The sequence below is a fragment of the Streptomyces monashensis genome (genome assembly GCF_001866665.1).
GTDB classification, from domain to species: Bacteria; Actinomycetota; Actinomycetes; order Streptomycetales; family Streptomycetaceae; genus Streptomyces; species Streptomyces monashensis.
The window spans coordinates 1-17,421 of sequence record NZ_MLYO01000031.1 but is presented as its reverse complement, the minus strand read 5'-3'; the positions used below and the strand labels follow the sequence as shown (position 1 = coordinate 17,421).

16 protein-coding genes are annotated in these 17,421 nt (G+C 71.4%); 9 read left to right on the top strand and 7 right to left on the bottom strand.

What is annotated here, in order from left to right; all coding sequences use genetic code 11:
• Positions 1-63: 63 nt before the first annotated feature.
• Positions 64-894 (bottom strand): SAM-dependent methyltransferase, encoded by an 831-nt coding sequence (locus tag BIV23_RS18105; protein ID WP_071382055.1) that lies wholly within the window; start codon positions 892-894, stop codon positions 64-66.
• A gap of 192 nt (positions 895-1,086) precedes the next feature.
• On the opposite strand from BIV23_RS18105, the gene BIV23_RS18100 reads away from it, so the two are divergent.
• Both BIV23_RS18100 and BIV23_RS18095 read left to right on the top strand, forming a co-directional pair.
• Entirely contained in the window at positions 1,087-2,283 is a 1,197-nt protein-coding gene (locus BIV23_RS18100) for a MalY/PatB family protein (protein WP_071381919.1), read from the top strand.
• Positions 2,284-2,293: 10 nt separating this feature from the next.
• A complete protein-coding gene (locus tag BIV23_RS18095; RefSeq protein ID WP_071381918.1) occupies positions 2,294-2,680 on the top strand; it encodes a PPOX class F420-dependent oxidoreductase in 387 nt (128 codons plus the stop codon).
• Positions 2,681-2,711: 31 nt separating this feature from the next.
• Here BIV23_RS18095 and BIV23_RS18090 read toward each other — a convergent pair whose 3' ends face one another.
• The 3 genes from BIV23_RS18090 to BIV23_RS18080 all read right to left on the bottom strand — a co-directional run bounded on the left by BIV23_RS18090 (position 2,712) and on the right by BIV23_RS18080 (position 7,259).
• The gene (locus BIV23_RS18090) at positions 2,712-5,513 is read right to left on the bottom strand and encodes a hypothetical protein (protein WP_071381917.1); all 2,802 of its coding nucleotides are present in this window, start codon (positions 5,511-5,513) and stop codon (positions 2,712-2,714) included.
• Positions 5,514-5,858: 345 nt separating this feature from the next.
• Positions 5,859-6,353: a Zn-ribbon domain-containing OB-fold protein gene (locus BIV23_RS18085; protein WP_071381916.1), complete on the bottom strand. Its 495-nt coding sequence runs from the start codon at positions 6,351-6,353 to the stop codon at positions 5,859-5,861.
• Positions 6,354-6,515: 162 nt separating this feature from the next.
• The gene (locus BIV23_RS18080) at positions 6,516-7,259 is read right to left on the bottom strand and encodes a TetR family transcriptional regulator (protein WP_071381915.1); all 744 of its coding nucleotides are present in this window, start codon (positions 7,257-7,259) and stop codon (positions 6,516-6,518) included.
• Between the two features lie 244 nt (positions 7,260-7,503).
• Here BIV23_RS18080 and BIV23_RS18075 point away from each other — a divergent pair, with 244 nt between their 5' ends.
• The 5 genes from BIV23_RS18075 (at position 7,504) to BIV23_RS51930 (ending at position 13,363) form a co-directional block, all read left to right on the top strand.
• Positions 7,504-8,607: a substrate-binding domain-containing protein gene (locus tag BIV23_RS18075; protein ID WP_071381914.1), complete on the top strand. Its 1,104-nt coding sequence runs from the start codon at positions 7,504-7,506 to the stop codon at positions 8,605-8,607.
• Positions 8,608-8,827: 220 nt separating this feature from the next.
• Positions 8,828-9,157 (top strand): NAD(P)-dependent oxidoreductase, encoded by a 330-nt coding sequence (locus BIV23_RS18070; RefSeq protein ID WP_071381913.1) that lies wholly within the window; start codon positions 8,828-8,830, stop codon positions 9,155-9,157.
• Positions 9,158-9,196: 39 nt separating this feature from the next.
• Positions 9,197-10,048: an ATP-grasp domain-containing protein gene (locus tag BIV23_RS18065; RefSeq protein ID WP_071381912.1), complete on the top strand. Its 852-nt coding sequence runs from the start codon at positions 9,197-9,199 to the stop codon at positions 10,046-10,048.
• 308 nt (positions 10,049-10,356) lie between these two features.
• The gene (locus tag BIV23_RS51120; protein WP_218161870.1) at positions 10,357-12,177 is read left to right on the top strand and encodes a DUF4158 domain-containing protein; all 1,821 of its coding nucleotides are present in this window, start codon (positions 10,357-10,359) and stop codon (positions 12,175-12,177) included.
• Complete coding sequence (locus BIV23_RS51930) at positions 12,098-13,363, top strand: Tn3 family transposase (protein WP_342746370.1); 1,266 nt, start codon at positions 12,098-12,100, stop codon at positions 13,361-13,363. The genes BIV23_RS51120 and BIV23_RS51930 overlap by 80 nt, the downstream gene beginning before the upstream one ends.
• A gap of 155 nt (positions 13,364-13,518) precedes the next feature.
• Here BIV23_RS51930 and BIV23_RS18055 read toward each other — a convergent pair whose 3' ends face one another.
• The 3 genes from BIV23_RS18055 to BIV23_RS18045 all read right to left on the bottom strand — a co-directional run bounded on the left by BIV23_RS18055 (position 13,519) and on the right by BIV23_RS18045 (position 15,260).
• Complete coding sequence (locus BIV23_RS18055; protein WP_245790567.1) at positions 13,519-13,875, bottom strand: nuclear transport factor 2 family protein; 357 nt, start codon at positions 13,873-13,875, stop codon at positions 13,519-13,521.
• An 87-nt stretch (positions 13,876-13,962) separates the two neighbouring features.
• Positions 13,963-14,415, bottom strand: a complete 453-nt coding sequence (locus BIV23_RS18050) for a nuclear transport factor 2 family protein (protein ID WP_071381911.1) — start codon at positions 14,413-14,415, stop codon at positions 13,963-13,965.
• On the bottom strand, positions 14,412-15,260 hold the full coding sequence (locus BIV23_RS18045; protein WP_071381910.1) for an NmrA family NAD(P)-binding protein: 849 nt from the start codon (positions 15,258-15,260) through the stop codon (positions 14,412-14,414). The genes BIV23_RS18050 and BIV23_RS18045 overlap by 4 nt, the downstream gene beginning before the upstream one ends.
• 111 nt (positions 15,261-15,371) lie before the next feature.
• Between BIV23_RS18045 and BIV23_RS18040 the strand changes: the two genes are divergently transcribed.
• Positions 15,372-16,310 carry an AraC family transcriptional regulator gene (locus tag BIV23_RS18040; protein ID WP_071381909.1) on the top strand — a complete coding sequence of 313 codons (939 nt, stop codon included), beginning with the start codon at positions 15,372-15,374 and terminating at the stop codon, positions 16,308-16,310.
• Positions 16,311-16,517: 207 nt separating this feature from the next.
• On the top strand, positions 16,518-17,387 hold the full coding sequence (locus BIV23_RS18035; RefSeq protein WP_218161869.1) for a recombinase family protein: 870 nt from the start codon (positions 16,518-16,520) through the stop codon (positions 17,385-17,387).
• Positions 17,388-17,421 lie beyond the last annotated feature (34 nt).

The window sequence follows — 17,421 nt, the reverse complement described above, 5'->3', positions numbered from 1 at the left end:
GCCCGGCGCCCCCGCGTTCAGCGAAACAGGTCTTCGGTGGCAGCGGTGTCGGATGGCGGCGACTCAGTTCTTCCGCGCCACCCCGCCGAACATGGCGACCTCCTCCGGCTCGGCCCCGTGCCCGTGCTCCGGGCGCCAGCGCGAGCAGGACACCACACCCGGCTCCAGCAGTTCGAGGCCGTCGAAGAACCGGGCCACGTCCCCGGGGGTGCGCTGCGTCAGCTTCGGCGTCCCGTTCTCGTTCCAGAACCTCACCGCCTCGTCCACGTCCGGCATCGACGGGCTGGTGACGGTGTGCGACAGCACCAGGTGGCTGCCCGCCGGCAGCCGGTCGGTCAACTGCCGTACCAGGCCGTACGGATCCTCGTCGTCACCGATGAAGATGACCACGCCCAGCAGCATCAGCGCCACCGGCTCGCCGAAGTCCAGTGTCCTCGCCGCGTGTTCGAGGATCGCGTCGACGTTGCGCAGGTCCTCGTCCAGGTAGTCGGTACGGCCCTCGGGCGTGCTCGTCAGCAGCGCGCGGGCGTGCGCGAGGACGAGCGGGTCGTTGTCGACGTACACGATCCGCGCCTCGGGCGCGATGCGCTGGGCGACCTCGTGCGTGTTGTCGGCGCTCGGCAGCCCGGTGCCGATGTCCAGGAACTGCCGGATCCCGGTCTCGGCGACCAGATGGCGTACGGCACGGCCGAGGAAGAGCCGGTCGGCGCGCGCGTACTCCCCGATGCCCGGGTGCAGTTGGCGTATCTGATCACCGGCCGCGCGGTCGACCTCGTAGTTGTCCTTGCCGCCGAGCCAGTAGTTCCAGATCCGCGCGGTGTGCGGCTGACTGGTGTTGATACGGCTGCGCAGCGACATGGCCACGCCGTCGGTGGCTGCCGGGTTGTCGGTCACGTGGGTCAGCTCCTGGATGCCTGAGGAAAGCCGGGCGAGCGGTGCGGTCACTCGTTCATGACGCAATCTAGACGCTTGAGTTGATCACCACCCGGAACTCCGGCACCACCGCACTGCGGAACACCGTCATTCCGGCTCTTCGCACGCTTCGGATCGTTCCCGCCGTCGCCCCGTCCGCCTATCGTGAGCCCCATGAGCGGCACACCGCGCGACACCCACGGCGGACCGGACCCCCTGCGCGCCCTCGGCCTGGACCGGCTGCGCCGCCGTACGAGCATGAAATGGCGCACGTACCCCGAGGACGTGCTGCCGCTCTGGGTGGCCGAGATGGACGTCTCCCTCGCCGAACCCGTCGTCCGCGCCGTCACCGACGCGCTCGCCCTCGGCGACACCGGCTACCCCGCCGGCACGGCCTACGCCGAGGCGCTCGCCGCGTTCGCCGCCGACCGCTGGGGCTGGGACGGGATCGCGATCGAGCGCACCGCGATCGTCCCCGACGTGATGCTCGGAGTGGTCGAGATGATCAAACTGGTCACCGGGCCCGGCGATCCGGTGATCGTCAATCCGCCGGTCTATCCGCCGTTCTTCCAGTTCATCGGCCACATGGACCGCAAGGTGGTCGAAGCGCCGCTCGGGCCGGGACAGCGCCTCGACCCGGCCGCCCTGGAGGAGCGGTTCCGGGAGGCGACCGCCGGCACCGGCCGGGCCGCCTTCCTGCTGTGCAGCCCGCACAACCCCACCGGCACCGTCCACACCGCCACGGAACTGGCCGCCGTCGCCGCCCTCGCCGAACGGTACGGCGTCCGGGTCGTCGCGGACGAGATCCACGCCCCGCTCGTCGCCCCCACCGCCGCCTTCGTGCCGTACCTCGGCGTGCCCGGCGCCGAGCGCGGACTGTCCCTGATGTCGGCCTCCAAGGGCTGGAACCTCGCCGGTCTCAAGGCCGCCCTCGCCCTCGCCGGACCCGGCGCCGCCGACGACCTCGCCCGGCTGCCCGAGGAGGTCGGCCACGGCCCCAGCCACCTCGGCGTCATCGCCCACACCGCCGCCCTGCGCGACGGAAGAGCCTGGCTGGACACCCTGCTCACCGGGCTCGACACCAACCGGCGGCTGCTCGCCGGCCTGCTCGCCGAGCACCTGCCCGCGATCCGCCTCCATCCCGCCGAGGCCACCTATCTGGCCTGGCTCGACTGCCGCGCCCTCGGTCTCGGCGACGACCCCGCGCAGGTCTTCCTGGACCGCGGCCGCGTCGCCCTCAGCTCGGGCCTGCCCTTCGGCACCGGCGGCGCGGGGCACGTACGGCTGAACCTGGCGACCTCGCCCGAGATCCTCACCGAGGCGGTACGGCGCATGGCGGCCGCCGTGCCCGACACGCGAGCGGGCTCCTAGACTGCCCGGCATGGACGACACACGCCTGGACCGGCTCGGCTCCGGCAAGTACCTGCTGGTGACCAGCTATCGCAAGGACGGCACTCCGGTCGCCACCCCGGTGTGGGTGGTCCGGGACGGGGAAACCCTCGGGGTGTGGACGGCCGCCGACAGCTTCAAGGTCAAACGCATCCGGCGCCGCGCGGACGTCCTCGTCGGCCCCTGCGATGTGCGCGGCAACCCCACCGGCGACCTCTTCCCGGCCACCGCCGTGCTCGCCGACGGGGCCACCACCGCCCGCTACCGGGACCTGATCGCCCGCAAGTACGGCATCCTCGGCCGCCTCACCCTGCTGGGCAGCCGACTGCGACGGGGCCTGGACGGCACGGTCGGGATCCGGGTGACCCTCACGGACTGACACCGCGGGGGGCCACCCGGAAACGGGACCGCTACGACGCGTCGAGCACCGAACCGGACAGCACCAGCCCGTCGGGCACCGGCTCACCGGTCGTCACGTCGACCTGCCGGAACCGCACCGACTCCGTCGGCTCCTTCACCTTGTCCCCGACCGTGGGAACGGTGATGTCCACGCTCGTCCTCCCCGCCGGGACGTCCGCCCACAGGGAGACCCCGGCCTTCGACAGCGGACGCTCCGGGTCGGGCTTCGCCCCCGAGGTCTCCTCCAGCCAGCGCGCCGGGACGTCCTTCGTGGACAGCTCAGGACCGGTGCCCGGCACCGCGGCGAACATCGCGTTCATGTCCACGTCCACGGCCTCCGACAGGGACAGCCGCCACGTCAGGGACCGTCCCTCCATGACCCGGTCGGCGACCGGCGTGACCCTCATCGTGGGCGCCGGGTCGTCGTCGTGGACCGTGACGCCGCCCCGGTAGGAGCCGACGACCGCGCCGTGGACCGCCTTGACCAGCACATCGTGCGAAACGTCCGTGCCGTGGCGCGTGTTGCCCCTCACCTCGACCGGTACGTCGATGTCGTGCCCGCCCGGCCGCACCGTGACCAGCCGGTCCTTCGCCCTCCCGGTGACCGGGTCGAGGACGTACACCCGGACCTGCCCGCTGCCGTGGCCGGTCACCCGCACCGGCACATGGCAGGTGCGCACACCCGAGTCGCCCTCGGCCACCGTCATCCGGCCGAGGTCCACCCGGGGCAGCGCGGCCGCCCGGGCCGTCGGCGTTCCCGGCTGCCAGCCCCACGCGTCCATCAGCCAGGCCTGCCCGGACGCCGAACGCGCCGCAAGTTCCATGGACTTGACCGAGCCGAGCCGCAACCCGGCACGGGCGGCGGCCGTCAACGGCAGCCGGAACTCACGCGCCCAGTACGACGCGGTGCGCTCGCTGCCGGGCAGCCCGTCCGCACGCACCCGGCCCAGCGTCACCTTCCGGCCCGTGGTGTCGGTGAGGGACACGTCCCACTGCGCGCCCCGGGAGTTCGGCGGCACGAACAGCCGCAGCGCCAGCGCCTTCGCGCCCTGCAGCGACACCGGGTGCCGCACACTCACCCGCGCGGGCGCGCCGGCGCGCGTCCAGCGCAGCGCGATCGCCCGCCGGCCGCTCTCCCGGCCGGTCTCCCACGGGGCGAAGTGCGGCGAGACACCCTTCGCGCCCGCACCGAGACAGGCCTTGCCGGCACTCGGGTTCACCGCGTCGCACAGCCGGGCGCCGGTCACGCCCACCCCGCCGTCCGGCAGGAACCCGGCGCTGCGGCGCGCCCCCACCGCGTGGCTGAGGACCCGCGCCGGATCCGCCGACGGGGCCCGCCTGCCGGAGCCGTCGAGCAGCGGCCGCACCCGGTCGTCGCCGGCCAGGAACAGCCGTGCGGCGGCCGCGATGTACGTCGAGCCGGCCCGGTGCTGCTGGTCGGCGGTGAGCCGGGTCGCCGCGCGCCTGCCGCACACCGCGTCCGGGTGGTCCGGGTCGTCGTAGAAGTCGTCCTCGGAGGGTGCCGCCGACCGGCCGGGCGTCCACTCGGAGTTGAAGAAGTTGTGGTCGGCGCCGATCACGTACACGGCGCTGTGCAGGGCGCTGCCGTTGCTGACCGCGCGGGTCCCGTCGACGTACACCTCGCCCTGCAGGTCGGAGACGTCGCCGTCGCAGCCGGGCAGGATCGTCGTCGACGGCACGTCGGGCACCGGGTTCTGGCCGAAGACCGTGGGGCCGATCAGGACCGTGCCGCGCACGGTCCAGCGGACCGGGCCGCGGTAGCCGTCCTGGTCCGCGGGCGGCGGGTAAAGGCTGTCCAGGGCCGCCCTGTTGACCCCCTCGCCGCCCCGCGAGTGGCCGACGAGCAGCACCCGCGACAGATCGGCGCGCGGCGCCCGGCGGACGACCGCCGGCGCGGCGGCGGGGTGCGCGGCCCAGTCGGCCCAGCGGGCCAGGTGCAGCCGCACCAGCGAGGAGCGGGCCTGGGCGCCGCCGTCCTCGGCCGCGAAGTCCTGGCCGTTGATGCCGTTGGCGGAGATCGAGACGGTCACATAGCCCTGCGACGCCAGCAGCTTCTGGTCGCGCAGATAGCCGCGGTGGCTCGGCACCGGCTTCCAGCCGCTCTTGCAGGGCCAGTCGCCGCCGATCTGCTTGCCCTGGTGGCAGGTGTAGTGGCGGCCGTGCAGGAACAGCGCGAGGGGCCGCTTGCCGGGCGCGCCGACCGGGGCGACGACCACCCCGCGCATCTCGACCGGTGCCGGGAAGCCGGGCAGCTTGACGGAGGCGAGGCTGTACGCGCCGCTGCTCGTGCGGTATGTGCCGGGCTTGCCCGGGTCGACCGGGTTCGCGGGCAGCGGGGCGGGCGGCTGCACCGCGGCGGCGGCCCCGCCGGAAGCGGGTGCGTCCAACTGCCGTCCGCCGGACCAGACATGGAGTCCCCGCGGTCCGCTCAGCCCTTGCCGTCCGCGCACTCCGTGCAGCGTGCTCAGCTCGTCGGCGAGGCGCTCGTTCAGCGGCAGCCGGAAGATGTGTCCGTCCGCGCCGGGCCGTGGCACTCCCAACAGGCGGTCGCCCGATCGGAATTCGACCCGGGCGTCACCCATCGGCACCGGCCGGTCCGAGCGCCACTCCAGCTGCGGCTGTGACCGCTGCCCGGATATCCGCCAGCCCGGCGGCAGCGCACCGTCGGCAGAGGCCGCCAACCACGCCGCGTGTGAGGGTGGTTGGCCTTGTGCGACTGCCGCCCCTGGGGATGCCCCCGCCACCGCGGCCAACGCGGTGGCGGTCACCCATATGTGCCGGGCACGGACCACTGTTCCTCCTCGACCCCCGAATCCCGGGAGCCCCGGCCGTCCCGGGAGCTCCTCGATTCCGGAGGACGGAAGGCGGAGACTGTGGGTTGCCTGTGAAAGAGGAGTGATCGACCGGATGATGCGATCAAGACAATGAGGGTCCGGAACCCCGCGGTTGTCCGGCCGGCTCTCCGGCGGCCGCCTCGGCCGCGGCCCGCCGGGCGATCACGCGCGCGGGACTCACGGCGGATCGGGCGACCGTCGCAAACGGCGAACCGTCGCAGATCAGCGGCCCGATGAGCGGGCCGTCGGCGGAGTGCGGCAGTGCGAGCGGCCGCGCCGCCGGTGTGGCCGCGGTGAGGTCCGTCAGGTCCAGGCCCGGTACGGCTCGTCCGTCAGCTGGAACACCGGCTCGCCCCGCACCGGGTCCTTGGCCGTGGACAGCCGGACCCGGTCACCGCTGTGGATGCCGACCGGCGGCCCCATGACGCGGCCCCGGACCACGAACCCCTCGGCCATCTCGATGAGCGAAACGTTGCGCGCGGCGGGCGTGTTGCGGTGCAGCACGGTGGAGTGCCGGACCGTGCCGACGCCCTCGCTGCGCTCCGTCCGCAGGTCGCTGCCCTGGCACACCGGACAGAGCAGCCGGTGGTACATCGCGGTGGCGCACCAGGCGCAGCGCTGGAAGAGGATGGCGTCCTTGCTGTCCTTGGCGTCCTTGGCGTCCGCGAAGGCGGAGACGGCCACCGGGGCGGGGGCGGCGACCGCCACGGAGACGGGCACGGAGACGGAGACGGGATCGAGGACGCCTGTCGCGGCGCCGGCCGTCGGAGACGAGGCATTTGCTGAGTGGTGGTACACGCTGGTCAACTCCCTGCGCTCGGCCGGAATCCTGCGTGTCCGGCGCGCACCGGGCACACGTGTGGGCGGGAGCCGTGCTGCCGCGCACGCCGACAGAGTATGGCACTCAGTGTCACTCGTAAAGGCACCGCGTACCCCTTGTCTGCCGGATGGCGAGCGGGATCAGGTCCGGTCGAACGCCCTTTCCAGCTCCCGCACCACCCGCCACAGCGGGGTGTCCCGGCGGCAGGCCAGTACCACCACGTCGTCCGGATCCTCTGCCGGTGCGCCGATCGGCACCGGGTTGACGCGCGGGGCGGCCGCGGCCGTGGCGGACCGCCCGAACACCTTCTGCACATGACCCAGCGCGTGGTCGACCGCCGCGCCCGCGTCGCCCTCGCCGTCCGACCGCAGCCAGGAGCGCAGCCCGTTGTTGTGTGCCGCGACGACGGCGGCCGCGACCACATCCGCCCGCAGCGTGCCGTCGGGCAGTCCCACGAACCGTCCGCGCAGATACTCGGCGAGCGCGCGCTCGTAGCGCCACACCACGGACAGCTCGTAGGCGCGCAGGCCCGGCACCTGCTTGGTCAGGCGGTAGCGCTGCACCGAGAACGCCGGGTTCTCGGCGTACATCCGCAGGACCAGCCGGGCCGCGTCGCACACCCGCCGCACCGGTTCGTGCTCCGCGCCGCCCGCCGCGAGGAATGCGGTCATCTCGGCCAGACAGCGCTCGTGGTCCGGGAAGACCACGTCCTCCTTGGAGGGGAAGTAGCGGAAGAACGAACGCCGGCCGACCCCGGCCAGGGCCACGATGTCGTCGACGGTGGTCTGCTCGTACCCGCGTTCCACGAAGAGCCGGAAGGCGGCCGCGACCAGGGCCTCCCGCATCGGCGGCTTCGCGGCCGGTGCCGCGCTGCTGGAGCTCATGAACGGGAACGTAGCACCCGGACGGATGCCATGACACTCAGTGCAGCATGAGCGGGCCCACGGGGGAACTGAGTGCTGTGTGAGAGGGAGGAGGGGACGATGAGGGCGACGGGTGTGCTGTGCGGATGTCTTCCGAACATCGGAGCGATCGAATTGATTGGAATCGATCGATACGGTTGTGGGCGTAGAGTATGCGATTTGCGATCACCAGAACCCGCGCGATCACCGTTCCAGGGGGAACCCCATGCGACTGCACGTCGACCAGCGCCATGAGCGGGTGCTCGAACTCGTCCGGGAGCGGGGCAGCCTCCGCGTCGCCGAACTGGCCGCCGAACTCGGCGTCTCCGCCGTCACGCTGCGCCGCGACGTGGAGACCCTCGCGGCGCAGGGGCGGGTGCGGCGGTTGCACGGCGCGGTCGTCCGGCCCGGCGAGCAGGCCTCCGCCCCGGCCGCCGCGCCGCGGCCGGACTCCCTCGAAGGTGCCGTCATCGGCATGATCGTGCCCACCACGGTCAATCTCTTCGCGGCCATCGTGCGCGGTGCCCGGGAGGCCGTCGCGGCCCGGGGCGGGCGGCTCGTCCTCGGCGTCTCCGGCTACGTCGACACCGAGGACAGCGTGCAGGCGGAACACCTGATCGCGGGCGGTGCGCGCGGCCTGCTGGTGGCGCCCAGCTGGTTCGCCGGCGTCCCCCAGGACGGGCAGGAGAAGTGGCTGATGGAGAGCGGGGTGCCCACCGTCCTGGTGGAGCGCTCCGCCCCGCCCGGCAACCCCGCCGCCGACCTCGACCGGGTCCGCACCGACCGCGCCCACGGCGCCGCCGTCGCCGTCGGCCACCTGGCCGCCCTCGGCCACCGCCGGATCACCGCCGTGCTCCAGGAGGGCCCGCACGCCGTACAGATCGGCGCCGGCTTCGACGCGGCCGTACGCGCGCGCGGGATCGACGTGGACCAGGGCGCCCCGAGCGTGCGCGAACACGGCGACTACGAAGCCTCCGTCGACTACCTCGTCCGGGCGGTGCGCGAACGCGGCGTCACCGCGGCCCTGGTGCACAGCGACGAGGACGCCATCGTGCTCGTCCCCCGGCTCCAGGCGCACGGTGTGCGGGTCCCCGGCGACCTCGCCCTCATCGCCTACGAGGACGAGGTCGCCGCGCTCGCCGACGTGCCCCTGACCGCCATCGCCCCGCCCACCCGCGCGGTCGGCGAACTCGCCGCGAAGCTCCTGCTGCGCCGCCTCGCCGAGCAGAGCGGTCAGCGGCACCCCGGGCCCCGCCAACACCTCGACCTGCTCCCGGAGTTGCGCATCCGCTCCTCCTGCGGAGGCCGGTCGCCCGCCGACGCCTCCTGACCTCCATCGCACGGCTCCGCTCCTCCACTCCGTTCCATCGAGTCGATCAGACATCGATCATTCGACGTTCTTCTTGATTGTCCTGCGCGAACGCTCTCGCGTTGATCGTGTGTGCAGAAAGGATGTCCTGCGGGCCGGCCCTTCCCGTACGAGGTCTCGTAGGGGCCGCCCGCGGGGAGGCGGTCACCATCCACGCCCCCGACTTCCCGAGGCCCAGCACATGTTCGACGCCCGGAGCCTCGCCCTCCTCAAGGACGGCGCCGCCCTCGTCGACACCGCCTGCGGCTCCCTGGTCACCGCCGCCGCCCTCACCGCGCACCTCGTCACCGGCCGCCTCAACGCCGTCCTCGACATCGCCCGAACCCGACGTACCCCCCCGCCGAATCCGACCCGCACCGGCTCCGGCCCCGTCCGGCCGCCGCACCACCGCAGGAACTCCTGCTCCTGTGTGCCGAGCCGGGGACTCCGCCAGCCCGGTGGCCGAGGTCGGCCATGCACCGGCACACACCGACCCGCCCCCGCCGCGGAGGGCCCCCACTCGGCGACGTAACCTTTCTCCACCGCACCGGCCCGTCCGAGGAGATCCCGCATGCCCGCCGCCCGCCCCCGCCTGCTCTACGTCACGGACCTGGCGTACCGGGCCCGCGGGCGCCGCTACTGCGACGAGGACATCTTCCTCACCTCCCGGCTGCGCGCCCGCTTCGACCTCGCCCTGTGTCACCCGCTGGACGCGGCCGCGCTGATGGACGGCTACGACGCCGTCGTCGTCCGCAACAGCGGGCCCGTCCTCGGCTACCAGAGCGCCTACGACGCGTTTCGTGCGCAGGCGATCGAAACGGGCACCCGGGTCTACAACCCGCTCACCGGCAAGGCGGACATGGCCGGCAAGCAGTATCTGCTCGATCTGAGCGCCGCCGGATTCCCGGTGATACCGACGGTCGGCGGCGCCGAGGACCTGCACGGACTGCCCTCCGCCGAGCGGTACGTGGTCAAGCCGAAGCTCGGCGCGGACTCGGTCGGCCTGCGGGTCGTGCCCGCGCGCCAGGTCGCCGCGGCCGCCGCGTCGGCCGGCGGGGAAGTGCTGGTCCAGCCCTGCGTCGACTTCCTCCACGAGGTGTCCTTCTATTTCGTGGACGACGACTTCCAGTACGCCCTGTATGCTCCCGACCCCGAGCGCCGCTGGGCGCTGGAGCCCTACGCCGCGACCGCCGCCGACCTGGAGTTCGCCCGGCGCTTCATCGACTGGAACGACCTCGGCCACGGCATCCAGCGCGTGGACGCCTGCCGTACCCGCGACGGCGGACTGCTGCTGGTCGAGTTGGAGGACCTCAACCCGTACCTGTCGCTGGACGCCCTGCCGGAGGAGGCCCGGGACGCCTTCGTCGGCGCGTTCACGGCGTCCCTGGGCCGGTTCGCGCAAGGCGCGCTCACCGCAGCCTGACGGTGACCCGCTGGGTGACCCCCGCCGTACCGGTGAGATCACCGAGGACCAGCGTCAACGCGGTGCCGGTGGCCGCGGAGGCGAGCGTGGCCGGCGCGGACGTCACGCGGCGACCGCCCGCCGTCAGGTCAGGGGCAGCCCGGTGCGCATGCCCATCGGATCGCTCATGGCGATCAGGCCCCGGAGTCCTAGCTCAGACACCAGCCGCAAAGTAGGTCGCGGGTAGCCAAATGCGTCCCGTTTCCCTGTCCGGGGCACCGTCGTTGGTCTGATCGAGTGATCGAGTGATCGAGGCCAAAGGGGCGGGCGTGCGGCAAGAGTGGTCGCCAGAGGAGCTGCTGGCGAACTGGACGCTGGTGGACGGCGACTGGGACCTGGTGGCGAACAAGAGCGGGGCGACCCGGCTCGGCTTCAGTCTGTTGCTGAAGTTCCTCGAGCTGGAAGGCCGGTTCCCCGATGTGCTGGAAGAGGTCCCGCCGGCCGCGGTGGAGTACGTCGCCGATCTGGTGAAGGTCCCGGCCACAGGCTTCGCGAAGTACACGCTGGCCGGCAGGACCGCCGAGTACCACCGCAAGCAGATCCGTGAGGCCCTGGGGTTCCGGCCGTCGACGGTCGCGGACGAGAAGGCGCTGGCCGAGTGGTTGGCGGTGGAGGTCTGTCCGGTCGAGCTGGTGGAGGACCGTCAGCGTGAGGCCCTGCTGGTTGAGTGCCGGGCTCGGAAGATCGAGCCGCCGGGCCGGACCCGGGTCGAGAAGGTACTCGTCGCGGCGCGGGGCAAGTGGGAGAAGACGTTCTGCGCCCGCACGATCGGCCGACTGGGCGAGGCGGGCACGGCTCGGCTGCTGTCCCTGGTGGCCGAGGACAACGAGTCGGGGACCGCCTTGCTGGCCGCGCTCAAGCGCGATCCTGGCGCGGTGGGCTTGGACTCCCTGCTCACGGAGATCACCAAGCTGAACGACGTGCGCAAGCTCGGGCTGCCCGACGGATTGTTCGCGGACTGCTCGGAGAAGTTGGTGGCCGCCTGGCGGGCGCGGGCGATCAAGATGTACCCGTCGGACTTCCGCGACACGGCGGAGGACGTACGGATCACCCTGCTCGCGGCGCTGTGCTCGTCCCGTCAGGCGGAGATCACCGACGCCCTGGTCGATCTGCTGGTCGCTCTGGTCCACAAGATCAACGCTCGTGCGGAGCGGCGGGTGGAGAAGCAGCTCACTGCCGAGTTGGAGAAGGTTCGCGGCAAGGAGGGCATCCTCTTCCGCCTTGCGGCGGCCGCCGTCGACAAGCCCGACGAGGTCGTACGCCGGGCTCTTTTCCCGGTGGTGGGTGAGAAGACGCTGCGGGAGCTGGTGGCCGAGGCGAAGGCAAACGAGAAGGTGTTCAAGGCCAAGGTCCGTACCACGCTCCGGTCGTCGTACAGCTCGTACTACCGGCAGATGCTGCCGCCGCTGCTGAATACCCTGGGCTTCAAGTGCAACAACACCGCCTACCAGCCGGTGATGGGCGCGATGAAGCTGCTGAAGAGGTACGCCGACGTCGACGGCAAGACCCGCTTCTATGACGGCGGCGACGAGGTGCCGATGGACGGCGTGGTGCGCAAGGACTGGCGCGAGGCGGTTGTCGACGACAAGGGCAAGGTCGAGCGCATCCCGTACGAGCTGTGCGTCCTGGTCGCGCTGCGGGACGCGGTCCGCCGCCGCGAGATCTACGTCGAGGGCGCCGCCCGCTGGCGCAACCCGGAGGATGACCTGCCCGGCGACTTCGAGGCCACCCGCGCCGTGCACTACGCCGCGATCCGCCAGCCGCTGAACCCGAGGGCGTTCATCGCGGACCTGAAGAAGCGCATGACCGCGGGCCTGGACCGGCTCTCCGGCGCGCTCGCGGACGGCAGCGCGGGCGGGGTGAAGGTCACCACCCGCAAGGGCGAACCGTGGATCACCGGGCGAACCGTGGATCACCGTGCCGAAACTGGAACCGCTGCCCGAGCCCACCGGCCTCCAGGCACCCAAGGAGGAGGTCACACGCCGCTGGGGCGTCCTGGACCTCCTGGACGTGCTGAAGAACGCCGACTTCCTCACCGGCTTCACCGAGGAGTTCTCCTCGGTGGCCGCCTACGAGCGCATCGAGCGTGACGTCCTCCAGCGGCGCCTGCTGCTGGCCCTCTTCGCGCTGGGCACGAACATGGGCATCCGCGCGATCGTGGCGACCGGCGAGCACGGCGAGAGCGAGGCCGCGCTGCGGCACGTGCGCCGGCACTTCATCACCGTCGACAACCTGCGGGCCGCCGTCACCAGGCTGGTGAACGCCACCTTCGCCACCCGGGATGCCGCATGGTGGGGGCAAGGCACCGCCTGCGCGTCGGACTCGAAGAAGTTCGGGTCCTGGTCCTCGAACTTCATGACCGAGTACCACGCCCGCTACGGCGGCAACGGCGTGATGATCTACTGGCACGTCGAGCGGAAGAACGTCTGCATCTACTCCCAGCTCAAGAGCTGTTCGTCGTCCGAGGTCGCCGCGATGATCGAGGGCCTGCTGCGGCACTGCACTGACGCCGAGATCGAGTCGAACTACGTCGACACGCACGGTGCCAGCGTGGTCGGGTTCGCCTTCACCGAGCTGCTGAACTTCCGCCTGCTGCCCCGGCTGAAGAACATCGGCAGCATCCGCCTGTACCGCCCGGACGACGCCCCGCCCGGCTGGCCCGCGCTCGGAGCCTCGCTGACCCGGCCGATCCGCTGGGAGGTGATCGAGCAGCAGTACGACCAGATGGTCAAGTACGCCACCGCGCTCCGACTCGGAACAGCGGAGGCGGAGCAGGTGCTGCGGCGCTTCACCCGCGGCGGCCCCAAGCACCCGACTTACCAGGCCCTCGAAGAACTCGGCCGCGCCGTGCGTACGGTCTTCGCCTGCGACTACCTGGCCAGCCCCGGCCTGCGCCGCGAGATCCACGGCGGGCTCCAGGTCGTGGAGAACTGGAACAGCGCGAACACTGTGCTGCACTACGGCAAGGATGGCGCCCTGACCGGCCCGGACAAGGAGCACGCCGAGACGTCGATGCTCGCCCTGCACCTGCTCCAGTCCGCGCTCGTGCACGTCAACACCCTGCTGGTGCAGCAGGTTCTGGCGGAACCGGCCTGGGCATCGAGGCTGAGCGACGAGGACCGGCGCGGCCTGACCGCACTGTTCTGGTCGAACGTCAACCCGTACGGCACCTTCCGTCTCGACATGAGTAAACGTCTCGACCTGGGGCTGGCCGCCGTTCCCCGCCCGCGAGCCCCGGCGAATGCCGGAGCCCGATCGAGCGCTGAGACACGATGAAAGACTTTCAGGACCTCACCGACGCGCCGAGCTGAGCGGTGACGGTCATGGAGAGCAGGGGCGCGTCTCGGTCCAGTCGACCATGAGGCGGCGTTCCGCGAAGTACCAGTTGCCGTCGTGCTTGACGAACTGGTCGAGGTAGCGGATGGCAGCGATCATGATCGTGCATTGCGGGGGTTCTCGCGGGAGATGTGGTGGGCGAGGCAGTAGCTTTCGCCGGTGGCCCGGTCGCCGTCGAGGGCGATGGTGCTCTGGCCGTTGAAGTGGGTGGTGGCCTGGTAGGAGTTCAGGTTGTCGAACACCGGGGCGAGGGAGTCGCGGCCGTGGAGTTCCTGTGTGGGCTCGGCCGCGGTGGCGTCCATGAAGACGAGGAAGCGGGTGTCTTCGGTGAACAGGGCCATCTGGCCCTTCGCGTCGCGGCGGTCGGCGCAGTGCGCGTAGGCGTCGACCAGCTCCCGGATGGCCAGGCGATCAGCGGCTTCCTGTGGTGGGATCTGCGTGTGGGCGGACATGGCGGCTCCGTTCGAAGTTCGAGGTAGGACGGCGAGTGCTACAAGCGGCACGACGCCGTAGCTGCCTCTCCGTGAGGTCACTGGCTCTTACGGGCGGCCGCCCTGTGGCCATCCCTGGGCGTCGAAGACGGCGAGGGGGTCCAAGTAGTCGCGCCAGTGCGTCACCTTGCGGTCCTGGATGGTCACGACGGAGACGAAGCGGTTGTCGTAGGGCCGACCCGTCGGGACAGACGTGCCGTGGACTTCGTACTCCAGGACGACCACCGAGGTCTCGGGGTCCCGGTGTACGCGGAGGTTGTCCGCACCGTGCAGCTTGATGTAGTCACCGTAGTCGCGGTACAGGTCGATGATCCCCTGGCGTCCCTCGACCCGCCGGGGGTACCCGGGCACAGTGATCACGTACTCGAAGACCACGTCCTCGGCCAGCAGGTCGTAGAAGTCTTCCCCGTCGACCAGGCCGTCCAGCCCCTCCCTGATGATGCGGAAGAACGGGCTGCCTGCCCCGACCAGAGGCGTGTCGTCGCTGACCGTCTTGCTCACTTCGCCTCCAAGGCCCACGCCTGGGCATCGCGCTCGGTGAACGCCCGGAAGGCAGTGGCCGGCCGGCCGGTGACCTTCTCGATGTCGCCCGTGGGCGTGGAGCCGTTGCCGGCGACGATGGCACCGGTGAGCCAGCGCATCATCACCGCGTAGTCGGCGGGGACGCCCGCGGCGACCGCGCCATTGATCCACACCTCCTGGTCAATGTCACGGTAGGCGACGGGACGGCCGCTCACGGCGGAAATGGCGTCCGCGACGTCACCGAAGGTGAGGGCCTGCGGGCCGGTCAGCGAGTAAGCGGCGCCGGCGTGGGCCTCGGGGTCCAGCAGCGTCTCGGCCGCGACCGCCGCGATGTCGGCCGCGTCGACGAAGGCTTCCGTGTTCCCGGCGCTCGGGACGGTGATCACGCCGTCGATCACCGGGATGTGCCCGTCGGAGAAGTTCTGCATCACCCACGAAGCGCGCAGGACCGAGTGCGTGATGGTGCTGCGGGAAGCCAGATCGGCCTCGACGGCCGCGATGTCGATCTCCGGCGGCGCCTGGTCGGCGTTGTAGACGCTCAGGTACGTGACGTGCCGGACCCCGGCCGCCTCGGCGAGGTCCAGAAACGCGCCGACCTGGTCGGCGTAGCGGACACGCATCGTGGGCGTGACCAGATAGAGGCGGTCGGCGTCGGCCAGGGCTGCCGCGTGGGTGGCCGGGTCGTCCCAGTCGAACCGGACGTCCGCTCCGCTGCGCGCCGCGGTACGGATGGTGCTTCCCCGCCGGGCGAGCGCGCCGGCCAGCAGCGAACCGGTCCGGCCGGTGCCGCCCAGGATGAGCGTGGTGGAGGCTTCACTGTTCATAGCTCCATGCTTACGGCCCCAAGCAAGACAAACAATGCGTGAATCGCTCGACTTTTTACGTGAAGCTCTCGCACCTTGACCCTGCATGCTTGGGCTGGTCAAGCTGACCCCATGGACTTGCTGACCGACCACCTGGTGCGGGCGCGCGCCGCCGGCGCCGTATTCGCGCGGACGGTCGCCGAACCGCCCTGGGGCCTGCGGCTGGGCGGCTCAATACAGCTGTCGGTGCACACGGTGGTCCGCGGCCGGGGCTACCTGTGGCTCGACGCCCCCGGCAGCACCGTGGAGCTGATACCGGGGACCGTCACGCTGGTGCGCGGCGGCCCGGACCACTACATCGGGCACGAGCCGGGCGCCCAATGCCTGGAGCCGGAGGAGTTCCGGGCACGCCACGCCCGGATCGGCCCCGGGGACAACCCGCAGGCCACCGTGTTCCTGTGCGGCGCCTACCAGTTCTCCGGCGATGTCGGCGCCGGGCTGCTCGACGCCCTGCCCCAGGTCATGACCCTCTCGGCTGCCGACGACGACCCGCTGCGGGACGTGATCACGTTGCTGTCCCGCGAACTGGTCCGCAACGAACTCGCCCAGCAGATCGTCCTGGACCGCCTCCTGGACCTGCTGCTCGTCCTGGCCATCCGCGCCGACTTCCGCCGCAGCCCGACCGCACCGCGCTGGTACCGGGCATCCGCCGACCCGCGGCTGGGCGCCGCGCTGCAAGCCATACACGAAAACGCGGCCCATCCGTGGACGGTCCCCGAACTCGCCGCGATCAGCGGCCTGTCCCGCGCCGCCTTCGCGCGGGCGTTCCGGGACGCACTCGGCCAGGCCCCCGTGCAGTACCTGACCGACTGGCGCATGACCCTCGCCCGCGACCACCTGCGCGCCGACGACCTCAGCCTGGCCCAGATCGCCGACACCATCGGCTACGGCTCGCCCTTCGCATTCGCCGCAGCCTTCCGCCGACACCACGGAGAACCACCCGGAACCTGGCGGCAGAGGGAACGAACAACCGCACACACACGACTGCTGACCACCCACCCCGGGTCGTGAGCGGCGATCGGCCGCGCACGCCGACCAGCAGGACCCCGGCGTCCGACCGCAGCCGCACGATGGCACCGCTTCTCGGCCGTGCCTGTTTCATAGGTGGTCGCTCGTGAAACACCGCACCACCCGGTGGTCCACCTGCGGCGATCATGTTTCATGAGTTGTTGCAAACGACTAGACGTCTGAAACACCCTCATGAAACGCTTCGGGGCTGTGAGCAACGACTTCAAGCGCGTGGAATCGCACGACTGCCCGATGTCCACCTGTGCCGTCCCGGCGGGCTCCCCGTGCCGGACCGGCAAGGGCAAGGTGGCGATCCAGTACCACACCGCCCGCTTTCGCCTCGTGCCCCAGCTCGCCAAGACGCTCAGCGTGCCGACCCCCGCGGTACGGAAACCGGGATCGGTCTGGACCGAGCTGCCCCGGCCGGTGAGCGCCGGCGCCGAACCGGTCGGGCACGTCCGCCTCGGGTACGCCCGCGCCTCGACCGCCCGACAGTCCCTCGACGCGCAGCTCGACTCCCTCGCCGAGGCCGGGGTGACGCGGGTCTTCTCGGAGAAGATCTCCACCCGCGCCACGAAGCGCCCCGAGCTGGAGGCCGCCGTGAAGCTCGCCGGAGAGATCCGCTCCTCCGGCGTCGCCGTGACCCTCGTCGTCCACGAGCACAAGCGGCTTGGGCGCGGCATCGAGCTCGCCATGCTCGCTGAGGAGCTGAAGGCGAGCGACGTTGGGCTGGAGTTCCTGACCGGGGAGCTGAAGGGCTCGCACGATCCGTCCGGGATCGTGTTCACCGTGCTCGCCGCGATGTCCGGGATGGAGCGCGAGTACATCCGCGACCGCACCCTCGAAGGCCACGAGTCCGCCCGCAAGCGCGGCAAGACCATCGGCGGCGCGGGCGTCACCGACGACTCCATGCTGTCCATGGCCCTGCACCTGCGCGAGCAGGAGATGAGCCTGCGTGACATCGCCAAGCGGCTCGTCATCACCACCGGCGCGAAGAAGGGTCAGCATCCCTCGCCTGCCACTGTCATGCGGATGCTCCGCGAGCATGACGAGCAGGCCGCCGCAGCGGCGAGCACGTGATCACCCGGCTACTTTGCGGCTGGTGTCTGAGCTA

Excerpts from the sequence above, each read along its gene's own strand:
- BIV23_RS18100 (WP_071381919.1), top strand. The coding sequence starts at position 1,087 with ATGAGCGGCACACCGCGCGACACCCACGGCGGACCGGACCCCCTGCGC.
- BIV23_RS18095 (WP_071381918.1), top strand. The coding sequence starts at position 2,294 with ATGGACGACACACGCCTGGACCGGCTCGGCTCCGGCAAGTACCTGCTG.
- BIV23_RS18080 (WP_071381915.1), bottom strand. The coding sequence starts at position 7,259 with ATGAGCTCCAGCAGCGCGGCACCGGCCGCGAAGCCGCCGATGCGGGAG.
- BIV23_RS18075 (WP_071381914.1), top strand. The coding sequence starts at position 7,504 with ATGCGACTGCACGTCGACCAGCGCCATGAGCGGGTGCTCGAACTCGTC.
- BIV23_RS18070 (WP_071381913.1), top strand. The coding sequence starts at position 8,828 with ATGTTCGACGCCCGGAGCCTCGCCCTCCTCAAGGACGGCGCCGCCCTC.
- BIV23_RS18065 (WP_071381912.1), top strand. The coding sequence starts at position 9,197 with ATGCCCGCCGCCCGCCCCCGCCTGCTCTACGTCACGGACCTGGCGTAC.
- BIV23_RS18055 (WP_245790567.1), bottom strand. The coding sequence starts at position 13,875 with ATGTCCGCCCACACGCAGATCCCACCACAGGAAGCCGCTGATCGCCTG.
- BIV23_RS18045 (WP_071381910.1), bottom strand. The coding sequence starts at position 15,260 with ATGAACAGTGAAGCCTCCACCACGCTCATCCTGGGCGGCACCGGCCGG.
- BIV23_RS18040 (WP_071381909.1), top strand. The coding sequence starts at position 15,372 with ATGGACTTGCTGACCGACCACCTGGTGCGGGCGCGCGCCGCCGGCGCC.